This window comes from Caballeronia sordidicola (genome assembly GCF_000729995.1).
Classification (GTDB): domain Bacteria; phylum Pseudomonadota; class Gammaproteobacteria; order Burkholderiales; family Burkholderiaceae; genus Caballeronia; species Caballeronia sordidicola_A.
Genome location: NZ_JNFG01000201.1, coordinates 88,302 through 105,431, shown reverse-complemented (window position 1 = coordinate 105,431; position 17,130 = coordinate 88,302). Strand labels below are relative to the sequence as shown.

Annotated in this window: 15 protein-coding genes; 1 reads left to right on the top strand and 14 read right to left on the bottom strand. The window is 61.6% G+C overall.

The annotated features are described in order from the left end of the window. Positions 1-38: 38 nt before the first annotated feature. The 4 genes from FH08_RS0139195 to FH08_RS0139180 all read right to left on the bottom strand — a co-directional run bounded on the left by FH08_RS0139195 (position 39) and on the right by FH08_RS0139180 (position 4,570). Positions 39-1,001: a substrate-binding domain-containing protein gene (locus FH08_RS0139195; RefSeq protein WP_031363579.1), complete on the bottom strand. Its 963-nt coding sequence runs from the start codon at positions 999-1,001 to the stop codon at positions 39-41. A gap of 62 nt (positions 1,002-1,063) precedes the next feature. Then, positions 1,064-2,080, bottom strand: a complete 1,017-nt coding sequence (locus FH08_RS0139190) for an ABC transporter permease (RefSeq protein ID WP_031363578.1) — start codon at positions 2,078-2,080, stop codon at positions 1,064-1,066. After that, positions 2,061-3,548, bottom strand: a complete 1,488-nt coding sequence (locus FH08_RS0139185) for a sugar ABC transporter ATP-binding protein (RefSeq protein WP_031363577.1) — start codon at positions 3,546-3,548, stop codon at positions 2,061-2,063. The genes FH08_RS0139190 and FH08_RS0139185 overlap by 20 nt, the downstream gene beginning before the upstream one ends. Before the next feature lie 2 nt (positions 3,549-3,550). Next, a complete protein-coding gene (locus FH08_RS0139180) occupies positions 3,551-4,570 on the bottom strand; it encodes a LacI family DNA-binding transcriptional regulator (protein ID WP_031363576.1) in 1,020 nt (339 codons plus the stop codon). A 189-nt stretch (positions 4,571-4,759) separates the two neighbouring features. Between FH08_RS0139180 and FH08_RS0139175 the strand changes: the two genes are divergently transcribed. Continuing rightward, positions 4,760-5,464 (top strand): class I SAM-dependent methyltransferase, encoded by a 705-nt coding sequence (locus FH08_RS0139175; RefSeq protein WP_031363575.1) that lies wholly within the window; start codon positions 4,760-4,762, stop codon positions 5,462-5,464. Between the two features lie 24 nt (positions 5,465-5,488). On the opposite strand, the gene FH08_RS0139170 is transcribed toward FH08_RS0139175, so the two are convergent. The 10 genes from FH08_RS0139170 to efeB all read right to left on the bottom strand — a co-directional run bounded on the left by FH08_RS0139170 (position 5,489) and on the right by efeB (position 17,120). After that, positions 5,489-7,306, bottom strand: coding sequence for a cytochrome c biogenesis protein DipZ (locus FH08_RS0139170; protein ID WP_031363574.1), 1,818 nt, complete (start codon positions 7,304-7,306; stop codon positions 5,489-5,491). Between the two features lie 99 nt (positions 7,307-7,405). Beyond that, on the bottom strand, positions 7,406-7,918 hold the full coding sequence (gene msrB, locus FH08_RS0139165) for a peptide-methionine (R)-S-oxide reductase MsrB (protein WP_031363573.1): 513 nt from the start codon (positions 7,916-7,918) through the stop codon (positions 7,406-7,408). A 788-nt stretch (positions 7,919-8,706) separates the two neighbouring features. Then, positions 8,707-9,177 carry a hypothetical protein gene (locus FH08_RS0139160; RefSeq protein ID WP_031363572.1) on the bottom strand — a complete coding sequence of 157 codons (471 nt, stop codon included), beginning with the start codon at positions 9,175-9,177 and terminating at the stop codon, positions 8,707-8,709. Between the two features lie 346 nt (positions 9,178-9,523). After that, positions 9,524-10,711, bottom strand: a complete 1,188-nt coding sequence (locus FH08_RS0139155; RefSeq protein WP_031363571.1) for a thiolase family protein — start codon at positions 10,709-10,711, stop codon at positions 9,524-9,526. Positions 10,712-10,740: 29 nt separating this feature from the next. Then, positions 10,741-11,445, bottom strand: a complete 705-nt coding sequence (locus FH08_RS0139150) for an SDR family oxidoreductase (RefSeq protein ID WP_031363570.1) — start codon at positions 11,443-11,445, stop codon at positions 10,741-10,743. A gap of 69 nt (positions 11,446-11,514) precedes the next feature. Beyond that, positions 11,515-11,946 carry a MarR family winged helix-turn-helix transcriptional regulator gene (locus FH08_RS0139145; RefSeq protein WP_031363569.1) on the bottom strand — a complete coding sequence of 144 codons (432 nt, stop codon included), beginning with the start codon at positions 11,944-11,946 and terminating at the stop codon, positions 11,515-11,517. Between the two features lie 80 nt (positions 11,947-12,026). Beyond that, complete coding sequence (locus FH08_RS0139140; protein WP_031363568.1) at positions 12,027-13,082, bottom strand: ABC transporter ATP-binding protein; 1,056 nt, start codon at positions 13,080-13,082, stop codon at positions 12,027-12,029. Positions 13,083-13,088: 6 nt separating this feature from the next. Then, complete coding sequence (locus tag FH08_RS0139135; protein WP_051888882.1) at positions 13,089-14,732, bottom strand: ABC transporter permease; 1,644 nt, start codon at positions 14,730-14,732, stop codon at positions 13,089-13,091. Between the two features lie 12 nt (positions 14,733-14,744). After that, entirely contained in the window at positions 14,745-15,770 is a 1,026-nt protein-coding gene (locus FH08_RS0139130) for an iron ABC transporter substrate-binding protein (RefSeq protein ID WP_031363566.1), read from the bottom strand. A 78-nt stretch (positions 15,771-15,848) separates the two neighbouring features. Next, positions 15,849-17,120: an iron uptake transporter deferrochelatase/peroxidase subunit gene (efeB, locus tag FH08_RS0139125; RefSeq protein ID WP_031363565.1), complete on the bottom strand. Its 1,272-nt coding sequence runs from the start codon at positions 17,118-17,120 to the stop codon at positions 15,849-15,851. Positions 17,121-17,130: the final 10 nt, after the last annotated feature.

The window sequence follows — 17,130 nt, the reverse complement described above, 5'->3', positions numbered from 1 at the left end:
CGATCCGCTAACTTAGCTGTGTTCAAGCCGCCGGGAACTCAGAACGGCGAGTTCGGATAATAGAACTGCTTGGCGTTGTCCTTCGTGATCAGCACCGAGGGAATGATGGTCGTCGGCGGCAGCTTCTCACCCTTCAAACGCGCTTCGGCAGTGAGCTTGATGGCGTCATAAATGAACTTGGGCGAGTACGACACATCCGCCTGGACCAGCTTGTCGCCATCCATGATCCGCTTGACCGCTTCCTTCGATCCCGCGCCGCCAAACACCTGCTTGATGTCCGTCCGCTTCGCCTGATCGATCGCCTTCAGCACGCCGATCATCATGTCGTCATCGGCCGCCCAGACCGCATCGATATGCTTGAAACGCGTCAGGTAATCCTGCATGACCTTGAACGCGTCATCGCGATTCCAGTTGGCGTATTTGGCGTCCAGGATCTTCATGTCGGGATGCTGCTTGATCACCGATTCAAACGCAGCCCAGCGTTCGTTATCCAGCGTAGTCGGGATGCCGCGCAACGCGACAATGTCGCCCTTGCCGTCCATGGTCTTCGCCAGATATTCAGCCGGCAGCTTGCCGAACGCGGTGTTGTCGCCGGCTACATACGCGTCCTGCGCGCTGGTATCGGTCAGCCCGCGATCCACCACGGTCACGTACACGCCCTTCTTCTTGACCTGCGCCACCGGCTGCGTCAGCGACGCCGATTCGAACGGGAAAATCACCAGCGCATTGATCTTGTTCACCGTCACCAGGTCCTGCAACTGGTTCGCCTGTTCCGGCGCGCCGCCCGCTGTCTTGATGATGACCTTCAGGTCCGGATGCGCCTGCTCCAGTTCCTTTTTTGCCTCGTTGGCCCACCACACGATACCGCCGGTGAAGCCGTGCGTCGCAGTCGGAATAGCGACGCCGAGCGTGACTTTATCGGCGGCGCTGGCCGAGACGGCGCTCGCCGCCAGCGCTATTGCGCCGAGTGAGCCGCCGAGTACGCGAAGAATGTTTTTCATGCTGTGTCTCCATTGTTTTGACAGGCGCCTGAGAGGATTTCAGGGCACGGTTCGAACACACTTCAACGACGTCCACGCTGTAAAAACGCTACAAAAATAATCACGGCGCCTTGCACTGCCGCATTGAGATACACACTGATGATGCTCGTGAGATTGAGGATGTTCGCGATCACCGACAGCAGGATTGCGCCGATCACCGTCCCGATCACGCGCCCTTCCCCACCTCTTAGAGCAGTGCCGCCAACGACCACCGCCGCGATCGCTTCAAGCTCCCAGAGGAGACCGGTGGTTGGCGTGGCAGACCCGAGGCGCGGCACATACAGCACCGTCGCCACGCCGACGCATAACCCAAGCAGCACGTACGTGACGATCTTCACGGAATCCACGCGAATGGCCGCATAACGGGCGACCTGTTCGTTGGACCCGATAGCTTGCACATGCCGCCCGAACACGGTTCGGTTCAGCACGATCACACCGCCCGCCGCAACGATCAGGAACACCCAGATCGGCACGGGAATGCCGAAGAGGCTGGCGTAATACACGGGGCCATAGAGATCGGACAAATTGTTGTCGAGCGTAAGCGCTCCGCCATCCGCGAGCCACGTCAGCACCGCGCGGAAAATTCCAAGTGTCCCCAGTGTCACGATGAACGGTTCTATACGTCCCTTGGTCACCAGCAGACCATGCGCCAAACCAAAAAGACCCCCTAAAACAAGGGCTAAAACTATGCCGACAGCAATAATGGCAAGCGGTGCAAGCGTGTGTCCGCGCACGCCGTGCGCAAGCGCGTTCATGACCCAGATCATGCTGCCCGCGATCAGCGCAGCCATCGATCCAACCGAGAGATCGATGCCACCCGAGATGATCACGAAGGTCATCCCCACCGCAATGATGCCGATGAACGAGGTTCGCGTGAGGACGTTCATCGCGTTGTCGAAGGTGGCGAAGTCCGGGTTCAGCAGCGTGCCGCCTATGCACAGCGCGACCAGTCCGAGCAACGGCCCGACGCCGTGCAGCCGCCGCGCGAAGCTGCCCAGACGGCTCGATCCTTCAACGTCTTCAGTGTGTGCCGGTCGCATGCGCGATCAACCTCTCTTCAGTCAGATGTCCGGCACCGAGCGTGGCGACAAGCTGGCCGCCGCGCATCACCGCCACGCGATGGCATAAACCAATCAGCTCGATCAGTTCGGATGAGATGACGATCACCGCGCGGCCTTCGGCGGCGAGCGCGTGGATCAGGAAATAGATGTCGCGTTTCGCGCCGACATCGACGCCGCGAGTGGGTTCGTCAAGGACAACCACGCGTGGATCGGGATGCAGGAACTTCGCGAGCGCCAGCTTTTGCTGATTGCCGCCCGACAACATGCGCGCGCGGCTCGCCAGGTTGCCGGTGCGGATACCAAAGTCGCCGACCGCCTTTTTAAGCGCATCGCGTTCCGCTTGCGCGTCGAGCAGCGGATGCGCATAGCGCTCCAGCGTCATCATGGTGAGGTTGTCTTTCAACGCCATGTCGACGTGCAGTCCGCGCCCCTTGCGGTCCTCGCTCAAATACGTGATGCCGTGTTTCATCGCGGCGCGGGGATTGCGCGGATTGATGTTCTCGCCGTCAAGCGTAATGCGTCCCGCCGTGCGCGCCCGCAGGCCGATGAGTCCTTCGAAGAGTTCCGTGCGTCCCGCGCCCACGAGTCCCGCGAAGCCGAACACTTCGCCTGCCCGCACCGAGAAACTCACGTTCTCCGCCCATCCCGGCACATAGGCGTTATCGACCTTGAACGCAATCCGTGCATCGGCGGCGATGACAGGTTTATCCGGGAACATGTCGGACACTTCGCGTCCAACCATCAGGTTCGCCATCTGCTGGCGCGTGGTCTCGGCAGTCAATCCGCGCGAGACGAAGCGGCCGTCGCGCATCACGATGACTTCGTCAGTGACGCGTTCCACTTCGTCGAGTTTGTGCGAGATATAAATGATGGTCACGCCATCGTCCTTCAACCGCGCCATCAATGCGAACAGGCGTTGCGTTTCAGCGGGCGTGAGCGTGGCGGTCGGTTCGTCCATGATCAACAGGCGGGCATCGCGCAGCATGGCCTTGGCGATTTCCACAAGCTGCTTCTCCGCGACGATCAGGTCGCGCACTCTGGTATCCGGATGCTTGTGCAAGCCGACGTCGGCGAGACGCGCGCGTGCGGCCTCGCGCATGGCGGGTTCATCGAGGAAGAGACCGCGCTTTATCTCGTGCCCAAGAAACATGTTCTGCACGATGCTCAAATGATCCGCGAGGTTCAGTTCCTGATGGATCAGCACGATGCCCGTGGCTTCGGCATCGCGGGAACTATCGAAGCTCTTGACCACGCCGTCGATGGAAAACGTTCCCGCGCTCGGACGTTCATAGCCGGCGAGGATCTTCATCAGCGTCGACTTGCCCGCGCCGTTTTCGCCAAGCAAGCCATAGATGCGTCCGGGGGCTAGGTCAAAGCTCACGCCATGCAGCACGCGAACAGGTCCGAACTGTTTTTCGATGTTATCGAAGCCGACAGCCAGGCTCATGATCACGCGCTCCTTCGTATCATCAGCTTGTGCGGTAACAGCACGCCAGGCACCTGTGCGTCCGGTTCGCGCAGGCGTTTGAGCAGCAGGCGCGCGGCGGTTTCTCCAAGTTCACGCATGGGTTGAGCGACCGTCGTGAGCGGGGGATCGATTTGCGCGGCGACGGCAATATCGTCGAAGCCGATCACCGCCATGTCGTCCGGCACGCGCAAGCCGACGCCGCGCAAGCCGTTGATCACGCCGATTGCGAGGGTGTCGGAGACGGCGAACACTGCCGTCGGTCGGTTGCGCCGCAGGCGTGTCAGCTTGCGCGCGGCGGTTTCACCGGCCGCGTAATCGAGGGTATCGAGGTCGACTTGCCAGGCGGGATCTGCCTCGATGCCAGCGGCGCTCAGCGCATCCCGATATCCCTCCGCGCGCTGGCGGCTATATAAATATCCGTGGCCCGAATTGATCAACGCGATTTTTCGGTGGCCTTGGCTGATCAAGTGGCGGATTGCGTCTCCGGCGGCTTCATAGTTATCAATACCTACGTACGGCACACCCGCCGCCGGATCGAACTCGCAGCATGCTACCCAGGGAAGCGTGGCAGCTTCTTCTACCAGCGCCTGCTGAATGGCGGCAGGATCGAGGCAGATGGCGCCGTCGGCGCGGCGGCCTCTTAGCAAGTCGAAGTAACTGCGTTCGCGGCCGGGATCGGCGCCTGTATCGCAGAGCAGCATGAAATAGCCGTTTTGACGGGCGACGCTGTCGATGCCGCGAACGATGGCGGCGTAGAACGGGTTGCCGAAGTCGGGGACCAGGGTGAGCAGCATGCGGCTCTCGGCCGTGCGCAAATTGCGGGCGAGTTCGTTGATTCGGTACCCGCTCGCGGCAACCGCTGCAAGCACTTTGTCGCGGGTGGGTTCCCGGACGTTGGTGTGGCCGTTGAGCACGCGGGACACGGTCGCGACCGATACGCCCGCCTTCTGTGCGACGTCGGAGATTGAGATTTCATCGGCGGTGCGGAATATTTCCGTCATTTATTTCAACTCGCGGCCGGCGGATGTAATGGATTACATTATTGGAGTGGACACGGGCGGGACGCGATAGGGACAAACGCGGACGGCGGTGGTTAGCACCGGGCTCGGACCGGCCTGAACCGGCAGATTTTCAAACAAGCGCATACTGTGTCCCCGTCCCCCCGCGCGGCTTCACTCCGCGCCTCCCTGATGCCCGGTTACCTGACCAAGCAACAAAACATCGCCGTTACAGGCGTTGAAGACCTGATCATCCGTTCGCTGCTAGACCTTCAGCAATTCTCCGACCCCACCGGCGTCGCCGAACGAATCGGCATCTCTTCTGCCATGTGGCCGTTGTTCGGCATGCTGTGGCCATCGGGCGCGCACCTCGCCGCGCGCCTCGCCCTGCGGCCGGTCCTGATCGGTGAACGCATTCTTGAAATTGGTTGCGGACTCGCGCTCGCCAGCCTCGTCGGACACCGACGCGGAGCCGACGTCACCGCCAGCGATTGCCATCCGCTGACCGGGGACTTCCTGAAAGAAAACCTGCGCCTGAACCACCTGCCGCCCATGAAATACCGGCACGGCAACTGGTCCATCCCTGAACTGGAAGACACCCTCAAAGATGAGGCGGGACGGCGCATTGTCGATGGCCGCTTCGACCTGATCATGGGCAGCGACCTGCTCTACGAACGCGATGCCAACGCGACGCTCGCCGCGTTCATCGGACTGCACGCATCGTCGGCCGCCGAGGTCTGGATCGTGGACCCCGACCGGGGCAATCGCGCCGCGTTCAACCGCCAAATGGGCGAACGCGGCTTCCAGATGCACGAGGAACGGCTGGATAAAATCGCCTTCGACGATACCGCTGCTTATAAAGGCCGAATGCTGATCTACCGCTTCAACGACGCATAGTACTTCTCGCTATGCCTTCTCGGTTCAACCAAACGTGAACGCATACGCCTCGACACCAGGATCCAGGAATTCAATCGTGAACGTGTGATCCTTTACATCGCCCGACTGCCGCACGAGTTGATACAACCGCTGCTCCGTGACCGTGCCGGTGCCATCGGCCTCGACATCCGACCCGTGCGCGTCGCCGGGCGCGGCGCCATCGATGCTGACGCGAAATCTCACCGGCTTGTTGTCCTTTCCTGGTCCCAGCACGAGATGCAAGTCCCGTGCATGGAATCGATACACAATCGTTCCCGTCGAAGCCGCGAGCGACGCTTGCTCCGAACCCACTTTCCACGCACCCGCCAGACCCCATTCATTAAGCGCGAGTTGACCAGGCGCGGCATATGTGTGAACGCGGTCATGCGATTCGCCACCCTTACCGCCAAAGTTCTCCGCGCGTTCGTAGCCCACGTAGGTTTCCGGTGACTGCATGTCGGCGTTATCGGCGGCCATTTGCACGCCCTTCGCTGCCGTGTCGTCGCTGACCATTGCGCCCGCATTCGCGTGGCCGGCTTCCGCCAGCAACTGCTGGATCACCTGCTCCGAATGTGCATAGTCGCCTTCGCCAAAGTGATGGAAGCGAACCTGCCCCTTGGCATCGATGAAATAATGCGCGGGCCAGTACTGGTTACCAAATGCACGCCAGATTGCGTAGTTGTTATCGATGGCCACCGGATAGTCGACACCCAGATCGTGCGTCGCGCGCTTGACGTTGTCCACGTTACGCTCGAACGCAAACTCGGGCGCGTGCACACCAATCACCACCAGCCCCTGATCGCGATACTTCTGTGCCCACGCTTTCACGTAAGGCAACGAACGCAGGCAGTTGATGCACGAGTAAGTCCAGAAGTCGACGAGCACGACCTTGCCCCGCAAATCTTGCGCCGTGAGCGGCGGCGAATTGAGCCATTGAACGGCGCCGGACAGCGACGGCAATTCGCCTTCCACAGGCAGCGATAGTGGCGCATCAGGACTCGCGGCTGCACGCATCATCGCGGGCGCGGCGGCATCGGTTGCCGCGGTGGTCTGGGCGGGCGCGGCCGCATCGCTATTGAGGGCCTTGGCCTGCGCAGTACCACCTGACAACCGGTCCACCAGTTTCTGTTCGATGCCACCCGTCGCAACGGTAGACACCCGTGCAAGCACGCCCGTATCGAGTCCTAACGAGATGGCGACCACACCCAGCAACATCGCGGCACCAATACCACGACGAATCCACTCGCCCGCCCCAAGCGAACGTTTCATGGCGGCAAACACCCGGCCGCCGATCAGCAACGCCACCGCGAGCGAAGTCGCGGCTCCCGCCGCGTAAGCGACCAGCAGCAGCGTCGTGCCGACACTTGCGCCACGCAATGCCGCGCCTGTCAGTACAAGGCCCAGAATCGGGCCGGCGCATGGCGCCCACAGCAAACCGGTCGCAATGCCCAGCAGGAACGACGAACTTGCGCGCACTTGTTGTCCGTCAGCTTGGGCAAATTCGGTCAGCCGATTGCCGGCGCTAACAAACGGACGCATGAGGCGTTCGGCGAAGCTTGGCAACAGCAACGTCAAGCCGAAGATGCCCAGCAATGCGACAGCGAGCCAGCGTCCGTACTGGTTCGCCTGTGTCACCCAGCCGCCGCCCACTGCCGCGAGCGTCGCGACTGCTGCGAACGTGATGGCCATGCCGGCAAGCAAAGGCAGGCCGCTGCGCGCGAACGGTTGGTCCGCCCGCGAGAACACGAAGGGCAACACGGGCAAGATGCAGGGGCTCAGGATAGTGAGCGCACCGCCAAGGTAAGCCAGGACAATGAGTAACATGAGCGTGAAGGTTCTTAGGTCTTTAGGTGGTCGGCGTGCAGCGCAAAGCAGTTTCTGTGGTTAGTGCAGCGAGTCAGGCAACTTACTCAGGCAACCTGCTCAGGCAGCGGCGGGTTTGAACGTCATCGCGAGGCCGTTCATGCAGTAACGCAACCCGGTGGGCTTAGGACCGTCATCGAATACATGGCCGAGATGTCCACCGCAACGCCGGCAATGCACCTCCGTGCGCGATACGCCAAAAGACAAATCTTCATGCGTAGCCACCGCGTGGTCGAGCGGTGCCCAAAAGCTGGGCCAGCCCGTATGGCTGTCGAACTTCGTGCGCGATGAAAACGCATCGAGTTGGCATCCGGCGCACGCAAATGTGCCGCTACGATGTTCGTCGTTCAAGGGGCTGCTGTAAGGACGTTCCGTGCCTTCGTGGCGAAGCACGTTGTATTGCGCAGGCGTCAGCAGGCGGCGCCATTGGTCGTCAGGATGAACGACCTCGAACGATTCATCGGCGCTGCCGCTTTTTCCGGTCGCGCCCAACACGCGACGTTGATTGAACGCGGCAAACGCCGCTGCGGCAAAAACGCTGCCTACAAAAATAAACCGGCGACGGGTCTGCATGATGTGCTCCTGAACAAAACTTACGCTTTGAGGAAGGCCGTTCTTTGTGTGAATCGTCTTTCCGGGTCGCTACGGTGAACCGCGGTTATGGTCCTAACAGGCAAACACTTCAATCACGGCTTTAATCCATTGGAAACGAAAAAATCGTGACTAATTTTGAAAGCCTGTGGCCTATTTCAACCGGGTCTTGAATGTGGCTCGGGTTTATCAACCCCACATTCACTGAGCGTCTGTTAGCTAGTTCGTCCAGGGGCCACGGTCGGTTACACGTGCCCCATCAAATTCGTTTGGCCGGTTTATGCATACCCCATAGGTGTGACGTATTTTTTCGTAACGCTATATTTACCGAAATATAGCGTAACGTGGTCGACATGCTTGGCGTCAGGTTTTATTCGGGCGGTTGTTAGCACGATCAGCTCGTGCTTGCCCGAGAGCGTACGGGGCGAAGCGTGTGCGTGTAAGAATTCGCGAGAAGGAGGGGTTCAAACATTGGTGGTTCTTGCGAGCACCGTGCTTTTGGGGGGCCAAAAACTTGGAAACTGCACGCTAGGTCAACTTACGAGCCCGCGTTTTGAAAGCGTTTTCTTTGCTTCGTTTCTTTGTCGCTTTGGACAAAGAAATGACGCGCCGCCACGCGCAGTGGCTAACAGTGATAAAGAGAATAGCCGACCTAAGCAGACCACTAACACCGAAAGCAGCAACCCGGCATAGACCCCCGACCACTAACTAACCCCGCAACCACCAAAACCCCAACCCCGTCCACCGGCGCGAGCGAAAAACCATGCCCCTTATCGCACCATATACCCGCGGTCCGTCATGCATTCACCATACGAACGCCAGTACTGGACCATTGGCGGCTCGGGCGGAGGCAACGCAGGCATAGGCGCATCGGCGGACGTCGAACTTGCGTTCGCGGCAGCGCGAGCATCCGCCGCCACACCGGGCGTAGGCGTCGAGGACGCTTCCATCGCCGATGCCGCATCCGGCGCGGACCCGGGCGCAATCGCAGAGGGCAACGGCGCCGCCACCGCAACTGGATTCACCGCACCCGGCTTCACGGTCTTCGGCTTTTCGGGCAACTGGGACACGCGCGCCATCACTACGCCGGTATGTTGATTGGCGTAGCTGTAGCACATCGCGGTATCGATCCTGGTTTGCGCCGGGTTCTGGCTGCGCATTGGAAGGGCGAGCGGTTGTTGCGCAAGCGCGCTGGTGCTCAGGAACAGCACGGCAATGCCGGCGGACAGGGGGATTCTCATAGCTCGTGCACTCCGGGAAACAGGAATGGCGACGCCCGGATCAAGCTGATTCCGACGCGCCGCCAAACGAGCTTTCACCTTACTGTCCGCGTCCCGTCCCCATGCGAGAGACTATCGCTGTAATCCGCCAACTTTTCGCGTTATTCGCCCGTTTAGCGCGCTGGACCGCGTTTGTTCGACGATGCTGAGCGATGCGGGAGTCCTGGAAGGCGTGTCGAGGGTTCGGGGAATCTCCCTTGTGCAATGCACCACAAGCGTCCGGTCCAGACGACGCAATCCTCTTCAATCGCGAACTCAAACGCCCCTGCCAATGCCCATGTTTAGCCCACGAGCTAATCCCGCCCAATCAAACGCTTTCCAACGCCAGCGCAATCCCCTGCCCGCCGCCGATACACAGCGTCACCATCGCTCGCTTCAAACCGTCGCGTTTCATCGCGTGGGCGAGACGCGTGACCAGCACCGCGCCGGTTGCGCCAATAGCGTGGCCGTGGGCAATCGCGCCGCCTTCGGGGTTCACCACGTCATCGGGCAGACCCAGTTTCCGTGCAACCGCGATCGGCACGGCAGCAAACGCTTCGTTGATCTCGATGCGCTCCAGATCGCCCAGCTTCCAGCCTGCGCGATCCAGCGCCTGCTGGACGGCCGGCACCGGTCCAAGGCCGAACATGCCCGGTTCGACCGCCGCAATGCCGTATGCGACCAGCCGTACCGATGCCTGGATCCCCTTGCGCTCGGCGAACGCGCGATCTGCCACGAGCATCGCTGCCGCGCCGCTGTTCAGACCCGGCGCGTTGCCCGCGGTGATCGTGCCGTCGGGGCGGAATGCGGGACGCAGTTTTGACAACGTCGCGAACGTGGTGTCCGGCCGCGGCTGTTCGTCGACATTGAAAACAACGCTTTGCTTGCCCGCCTTCACCTCCACGCCGACAATCTCCCCCGCGAACCATCCCTTCGCCTGCGCTGCGGCGAAACGTTGCTGCGAACGCTCGGCGAAACGGTCCTGCGCTTCGCGCGTGATGTCCATTTGCAGGACGAGGTCTTCCGTATGCCAGCCGGAATGCTTGCCGGAGAATGCGTCGTCAAGGCCATCGCGCAACATGCTGTCGTGGATTTCCGCGTTGCCCATCCGATATCCGAAACGCCCGTTATCCAGCAGATACGGCGCGCGATCCATGTTCTCCATGCCGCCCGCTACCGCGAGTTGCACAAAGCCGGTCGTGATCTCGTTAGCCGCCGATACAATCGCCTGCGCGCCCGAGCCGCACACGCGGTTCACGGTTAGCGCGGGAACGGACACTGGCAAACCACCGTTCACGGCCGCCTGGCGCGCGGGATTCATGCGGTTACCCGCCTGGATCACGTTGCCCAAGGTGACCGAATCCACGTCCTGTCCTGCAACCCCTGCACGCCGCAGCGTTTCACGGACCACAGCCGCGCCAAGGTCCGTCGCGGGCGTGCCTTTCAGCGCCCCGTTGAATGCACCGATCGCGGTCCTGACCGGCTCGCACAGCACGATTTCACGTTGATGGCTCATGGTTCTTCGCTCCTGATTGACCAGAAAAATTAATGCGCCGGCGAGAGATAAGCAGGCGTTGCCGACGATAACGACGCCTTCACGTTGCGGCCGACTTCATCGACGAGGATCTCTTGCTTGCCTTGCTCGATGCCGTCCAGCACCTGACGCACGACGTCTTCCGGCGATGTCTTTGGCGCGTCGATCCCCGCGGTCATATCGGTATCGATAAACGCCGGATGCACTCCCACCACCAGCGTGTTCTGTCCACGCAGTTCGGTGCGCAGGCCGTTCGTGATCGCCCACGCGGCGGACTTGGACGCGCTGTACGAACCCGTGTTGTCGATGGTCAACCAGCTCAGCACCGACAGAATGTTGACCACCGCACCGCCGCCGTTGCGCTTGAGGATTGGTGCGAAGGCCTGGGTAACGGCGAGCGGACCGATCACGTTGGTCTCGAGCTGCGAGCGCACGGCATCAATGGCCGCGCCATCGAGCAACGAACCGCCAATGATTGCGCCGGCATTGTTGATGACGATCTGCACGTCGGTCAGGCGGTCGGCCGCAGCAGCAATGCTCTGCGCATTCGTCACGTCGAGTTGCACAGCCTCAACGCCGGGCACCTTGACCTGGCTTTTATCGCGCGCCGATGCATATACCTTCGATGCCCCCGCCGCGAGCAACGCTTTCGCAAACTGCTCGCCAAGGCCGCGATTAGCGCCCGTCACCAACACGACTTTTCCTTTGATTTCCATCTCAATCTCCGTAGTGCATATGCACTTTATGAGGTAAAAAAACGCCCGGCGGCATGCCGAGCGAGTATTTCATTCCGCCGATGTCAGTTCGAGCAGCGACTTTCTCAGTTCGCCGGCGCGTTCCCGGCCGAACTTGTCTTCGAATTCACGCTGCGCGTCGCGCCAGCGCAGCGATGCTTCGCCGAGCGTCTTCTTGCCTGCGTCCGACAGGGACAGCGCGACAGCCCGCGTGCTGGCGTCTTGCTGGGCGGCCGTGACCAGCCCGTCGCGCTGCAGCGGTTTTAGCGCCCGGACCAGCGTGGTGCGTTCCATCACCATGGCGTCCGCGAGGTCGGCCATGGTCACGCCCGGTCGCCGGTGGATTGCCGCGAGCAACGTAAATTGCGCCGCCGTCACGCCTGCCTGGCTGACGTGACGCTCATAAAGCTGCGACACAAACCGCGCCGCCTGACGGATGGCGAAGCAGTTGCAGTCGAGATAGGACAGGTCTTGGGTAGTCATCTGCCGATTATATTTGTGCATATGCACTTTGTCAAATAAGCGAAATGGCCGTCATAACATCGGCCCCCAACTACCCCTGGCTAGCCCTTGGGATAAGCCACGACATCGCCTTCGACCGACAGCGCGATGCGCTCGCCGACACGCGGATGCGAATGCCCCGCCACGCGAATCTGCACACCGCGCTCGCCTGTGAGGGAACGCAGCATGACGCTGGCATCGTGACCATAGAACACGACTTTCTCGACTATCGCCTGAACGCCATCACCTTCCGCACGATGATCGGAAACAATCCGGATCTGCTCCGGCCGGATCATCACATCGACATCGCTGGCGACCACGGTGCGTGCGATCGGCAAGGTGCCGAACTCGCATATCACCTGCTTCGAATTCCCGGAATCGATCAACCCCGGCACGATCACCGCGTCGCCGACAAAACTCGCCAGCTCACGCGACACCGGCCGCCGATACACCGCCTCCGGCGAATCCGTCTGCACAAGACGGCCACGCCACAACACCGCCACCTCGTGCCCGAGCGACAACGCCTCGGCCTGATCGTGCGTCACCAGCACCGCGGTGGCGCCCGTTGCCGCGAGCGCGTTCGCCACGGCCTCACGCGTTTCGATCCGCAACGCGGCATCGAGGGAAGAAAACGGTTCGTCGAGCATCACGAGCGAGGGCGACGGCGCAAGCGCTCGCGCCAGCGCGACACGTTGCTGCTGCCCACCGGACAATGCCTGCGGCGCGCGGTCGCCATAGGCCGCCGGCAGACCCACGAGCGCCAGCAATTCATCCACGCGATACCGCGCCCGCCGCTGCTGCCGCGGCAAGCCGAAGACGATGTTATCGGCGACCGAAAGATGGGGAAAAAGCGCGCCTTCCTGCGGCACATAGCCTATCCGCCGCGCTTCTGACGGCACGTGAATGCCCGGTCCGGCCACGCGCACGCCATCGATCTCGACGGTGCCGGCGTCGGCCCGTTCGAAGCCGCACAGCACGCGCAAGAGCGTGGTCTTGCCGCTGCCGGATGGCCCGAGCAAGGCAAGCAAGGTACCGCGTTCCACCGATAAATCGACACCATGAAGCACGGGTTGACCATCGAAGGACTTGGTCAGGCTGGTAACGCGAAGTTCGCTCATATCGATTTACTTGTCAGGCGGCGAACCGGCCTGTAGTCCTGCTTTTAAATCAGCCGCACGTCCCGCTACCGCCGATCGTCCGAGCAACGTGAACAACGCGATCGATGCCGCCAGCGAAATGCCCACGAGCAATGCGGCATACGGCGCAGCGGCGGCAAACGCGAGCGTGGACGTATCGATCCACACTTGCGTGGCGAGCGTGCGTGTCCCGCTTGGCGACAGCAATAACGTGGAATTGAGTTCAGTGACGACCGAGATAAAGACCATGGTTGCACCGGCGCCCAGACCCGGCCCGGCCAGCGGCAAGAGCACACGCCGCACGGTTTCACGCCAGCTTAGCCCAAGCGATCGAGCGGTCTCTTCAAGACGCGGTTGCGCCTGCGTAAACGCCGCGCGCACGCTGACCAGCGCGAGCGGCAGGAACAAAATGGCGTAGGCCACGACCAGCAACTCGGCGCTCTGATACAACGGCCTCAACGCGTGCACGGCCAGCGACACGATCGCCAGCGCGACCACCAGGCTCGGCAATCCTTGCGCCAGGAACACGATGCGCTCGAACGTAGTCGCAACCCTGCTCGGAAAACGCACCAGCAGGAACGCGAGCGGCACGCACGCGAGCGTAGTGACGACTGCAGCGGCGCAACCATAACCGATCGATGACAAAGTCGATTCAATCAGCAGTTCCGGCGATACCTCCGCCGGCGTGATCGCGGCGGCGCCGCTTTGCGTCAGCCAGAAACCGATCATGCCGATAGGCACACCCAGTGTCACGATCGCCAGCAGTACAAATGCGGCGACCACCACCCATCGCCACGCGCCGAGTTCATAACGCAATGCGGCACGCCTCACGCCGCGATCGACGCGTTCATAGCGTGCGCCGCCCCGCACGCGCATTTCCAGCGCGAGACAGAACAGGCACATCGCGATAAGAATGCACGCGAATACAGACGCGCCGCTGCTATCGAAGCTGGTCCTGTATTCGGCGTAGATCTGCGTAGTAAAGGTCCGAAAGCGCAACAGCGTGAACGCGCCAAATTCCGACAGCACGCCTAGCGCCACCAGCAGCATTCCGCCAAGCAGCGCGGGCCGCAATTGCGGGAGCACCACGCGCACGAACACGCCAACACGTCCGCAACCCAGCGAGCGAGCGCTTTCTTCAAGCGCCGGATCCATGCCACGCAAGGCGGCGGCAACAGGCAAATAGACAAGGGGGAAATACGCAGTGGAAATCACGAGCAACGCGCCCGCGAAGTCCTGCAAATCGAGGCTCAATGACACCCATGCGTAACTCGTGATGAACGCAGGCATCGCGAGCGGCGCAACCGTGAGAGCCGCCCACAGTCGCCGCCCGGGCAAACCCGTTCGTTCGATAAACCATGCTGCCGCCGTCCCCACTACCGCTGACACGAGCGTGGCGCTCACGGTAATGGACAGCGTGTTGATGAGCAATTCGCCCACCAGCGGCCTGAAGATCAGTTCGATGGCGTCATCCCAGCCGAACGTCACCGCGCGATACACCGTGAAGGCGAGCGGCATCAGCACCAGCAGCGCGCACAATCCCGCCGCCACGAGCAAACCCCGCGGCGCGCGTTTGCGGCCGCGGGGTTCGGGCAGCGCGGATACGCCAACCGCCTTCACAACATCGCTCATACTCTCCTGCGCTTACAGTAATCCGGCTTGACGCATCAGCTTCGCGGCCTTGCTGTCATCGCCGAGTTGTTCAACCGTCAACGACGGCGGGCTCAACTGGTCGAAAGGCTTGAGCAGCGGGTCGGGAGAAACACCCGCATGCAGCGGATATTCGAACGCGATCTTGCCCTTGGCCATCAGGTCCTGCGCACGTTCGCTGACCAGATACGCCAGGAACTGCTGCGCGGCCTCCTGGTTCTTGCTCGACTTCAATACCGCCGCGCCCGATACGTTCACGAGTGCGCCCACGTCGCCATTACCGAAGTGATAGATCGCGCTGCGGGTCGCGCTGTCGCCCAGTTGCACATGCAGGCGCGCCCAGTAGTAGTTGTTCACTACGCCCGTCGCCACGCCGCCGCGATTCACCGCTGCGACCACGCCTTCGTCGTCATCGAAGATCTGCGAGTTTTTCTTCAGGCCCTTGAGCCATTCGAGCGCTTGTGCTTCGCCCTTCATCGCAATCACCGCGCTCACCACCGGCAGGAAATCGCCGTCGCTCGGTGCAATGCCGACCTTGCCTTTCCATTCCGGCTTGGCGAGATCCATCAGCGATGCCGGCAGTTGCGCCGCATCGATCTTCTTCGTGTTGTAGACCAGCACGTTCTCACGCGCGAGCACGCCGACCCAGTCGCCCTGCGGCGAGTTGTAGCGCGACGGGATGGTCGAGAGCGTGGACGCATCGGTTTTGGCGAGCAGGCCCTTCTCGTCCAGCAACATCAGTTCGGGCGAATTCTCGGTGAAGTAGACATCGGCGGGAGAAGCCGATCCTTCCGCGACCAGTTGTGCCGCCATGGCCGGGCCTTCGCCGTTACGAACCTTCACCGACACACCGGATTGCTTCTCGAAGTCCTTCGCCAGCGCGGCCACGACCTGCTCGTGTTGCGCGTTGTACAAGGTCAGCGTCGCCGCTTCCGAGTTCAGCGGCAACGCCGCCGCGGCAGCCAGCACCGCGATGCCGCAAAGCGTGCGCAGCACGGGCAGGGAGCGTGTGGTGTTCATTGCAGTCATTCCTTTTGTTGTGGTGCGCCGGCTCGTTGCCGGCGTGTACTTTAGCTTGGGCTTCTGGCTTGCTTTGAATCAGGTTTCGAACAGCCCCGCGCCGATAAACGATCCCGGCCGCACGCCCGGCGGACACGCGAACACCGCGCTGCCCACGTGCGTGGTGAACTGATTCATCATGTCGAACTTCGCCAGCCGTTCGTTGATCGGAACGAAACCGGTGCGCGGATCGCTTTGATGCGCGACGAAGATCAACCCCGCGTCGTACTCGGTTTCCTGGCGCCATGGCGGCCACCGCTCGATATAAAAATCGGTGCCGTCGTTATACGAATACGAACGGCGCAAGATCTGCGCACCGTTGTTCGTTGCCTGGTTCGACAAACGCACGTGCGAGTTTTCGGGAATCACCTGATTGCCGTCTTTGTCAGTGGCATCGAGATCCAACGCATCGGTTTCGTTCTTCTTGCCGATCGGCGCACCGCTGTATTTCTCGCGGCCCATCACCTGTTCCTGGAAACCACGTTCCATGGTGTCCCAGTGTTCCAGCGTGATACGGATACGGCGCACGACCGTGTACGTGCCACCGTTCATCCACGGCGCGTCGGGTGCGTTGGCCCACACGAACTGATTCATCAGCGCCGGTTTCGCGGTCGATGGATTGTTGGTGCCGTCCTTGAAGCCCATCAGGTTGCGCGGCGTCTGTCCACGCGGACCGGAGAGGAAACCCGCCTGAGCCCAACGCATGGCCACGATGCCGTAGCCCATGCGCGCGAGTTGACGCACTGCGTGGAATGCGACTTGAGCGTCGTTGGCGCAGGCTTGAATCAGGATGTCGCCGCCGGTTTTCTGCGGCAGCAATTGGTCGCCGTTGAAGCGCGGCAAGTCGACCAGCGCTGCGGGCCGGCGTTTCTCCAGACCGTAGCGATCCTTGCCTTCGTGCGTGAACAATCCCGGGCCAAAACCGAACGTGATCGTGAGGCCCGCGGCGCCGAGGCCGAGGATATCGCCGGAATCGGGTGCGGCTTTGTCGTCGGCGGGCAAAGGCTTGGCCGTGTCACCGCGCGACATGCGCGCGGCGGCATCCGTCCACTCTTTCAGAAGACCGATCACTTCTTCGCGTTTGTCGGTCGTGAGATCGAGCGACGCCACGTACGTATGGCTCTGCTGCGGTGTCACGATACCCGCCTGATGCTCGCCGAAGAACGGCTCGACCATGAGCATCGGGTCGATGGGTTGCTTGAACTGCGCCTTGGTCGCGGCGTGCGCGACTGAACCCGCGCCTAACGCCGCGCCTGCGGCAACGCCCGCTTTCAGAAAGCGGCGGCGCGGTGGATCTTGATCGTTTGTCATGATGTCGCCC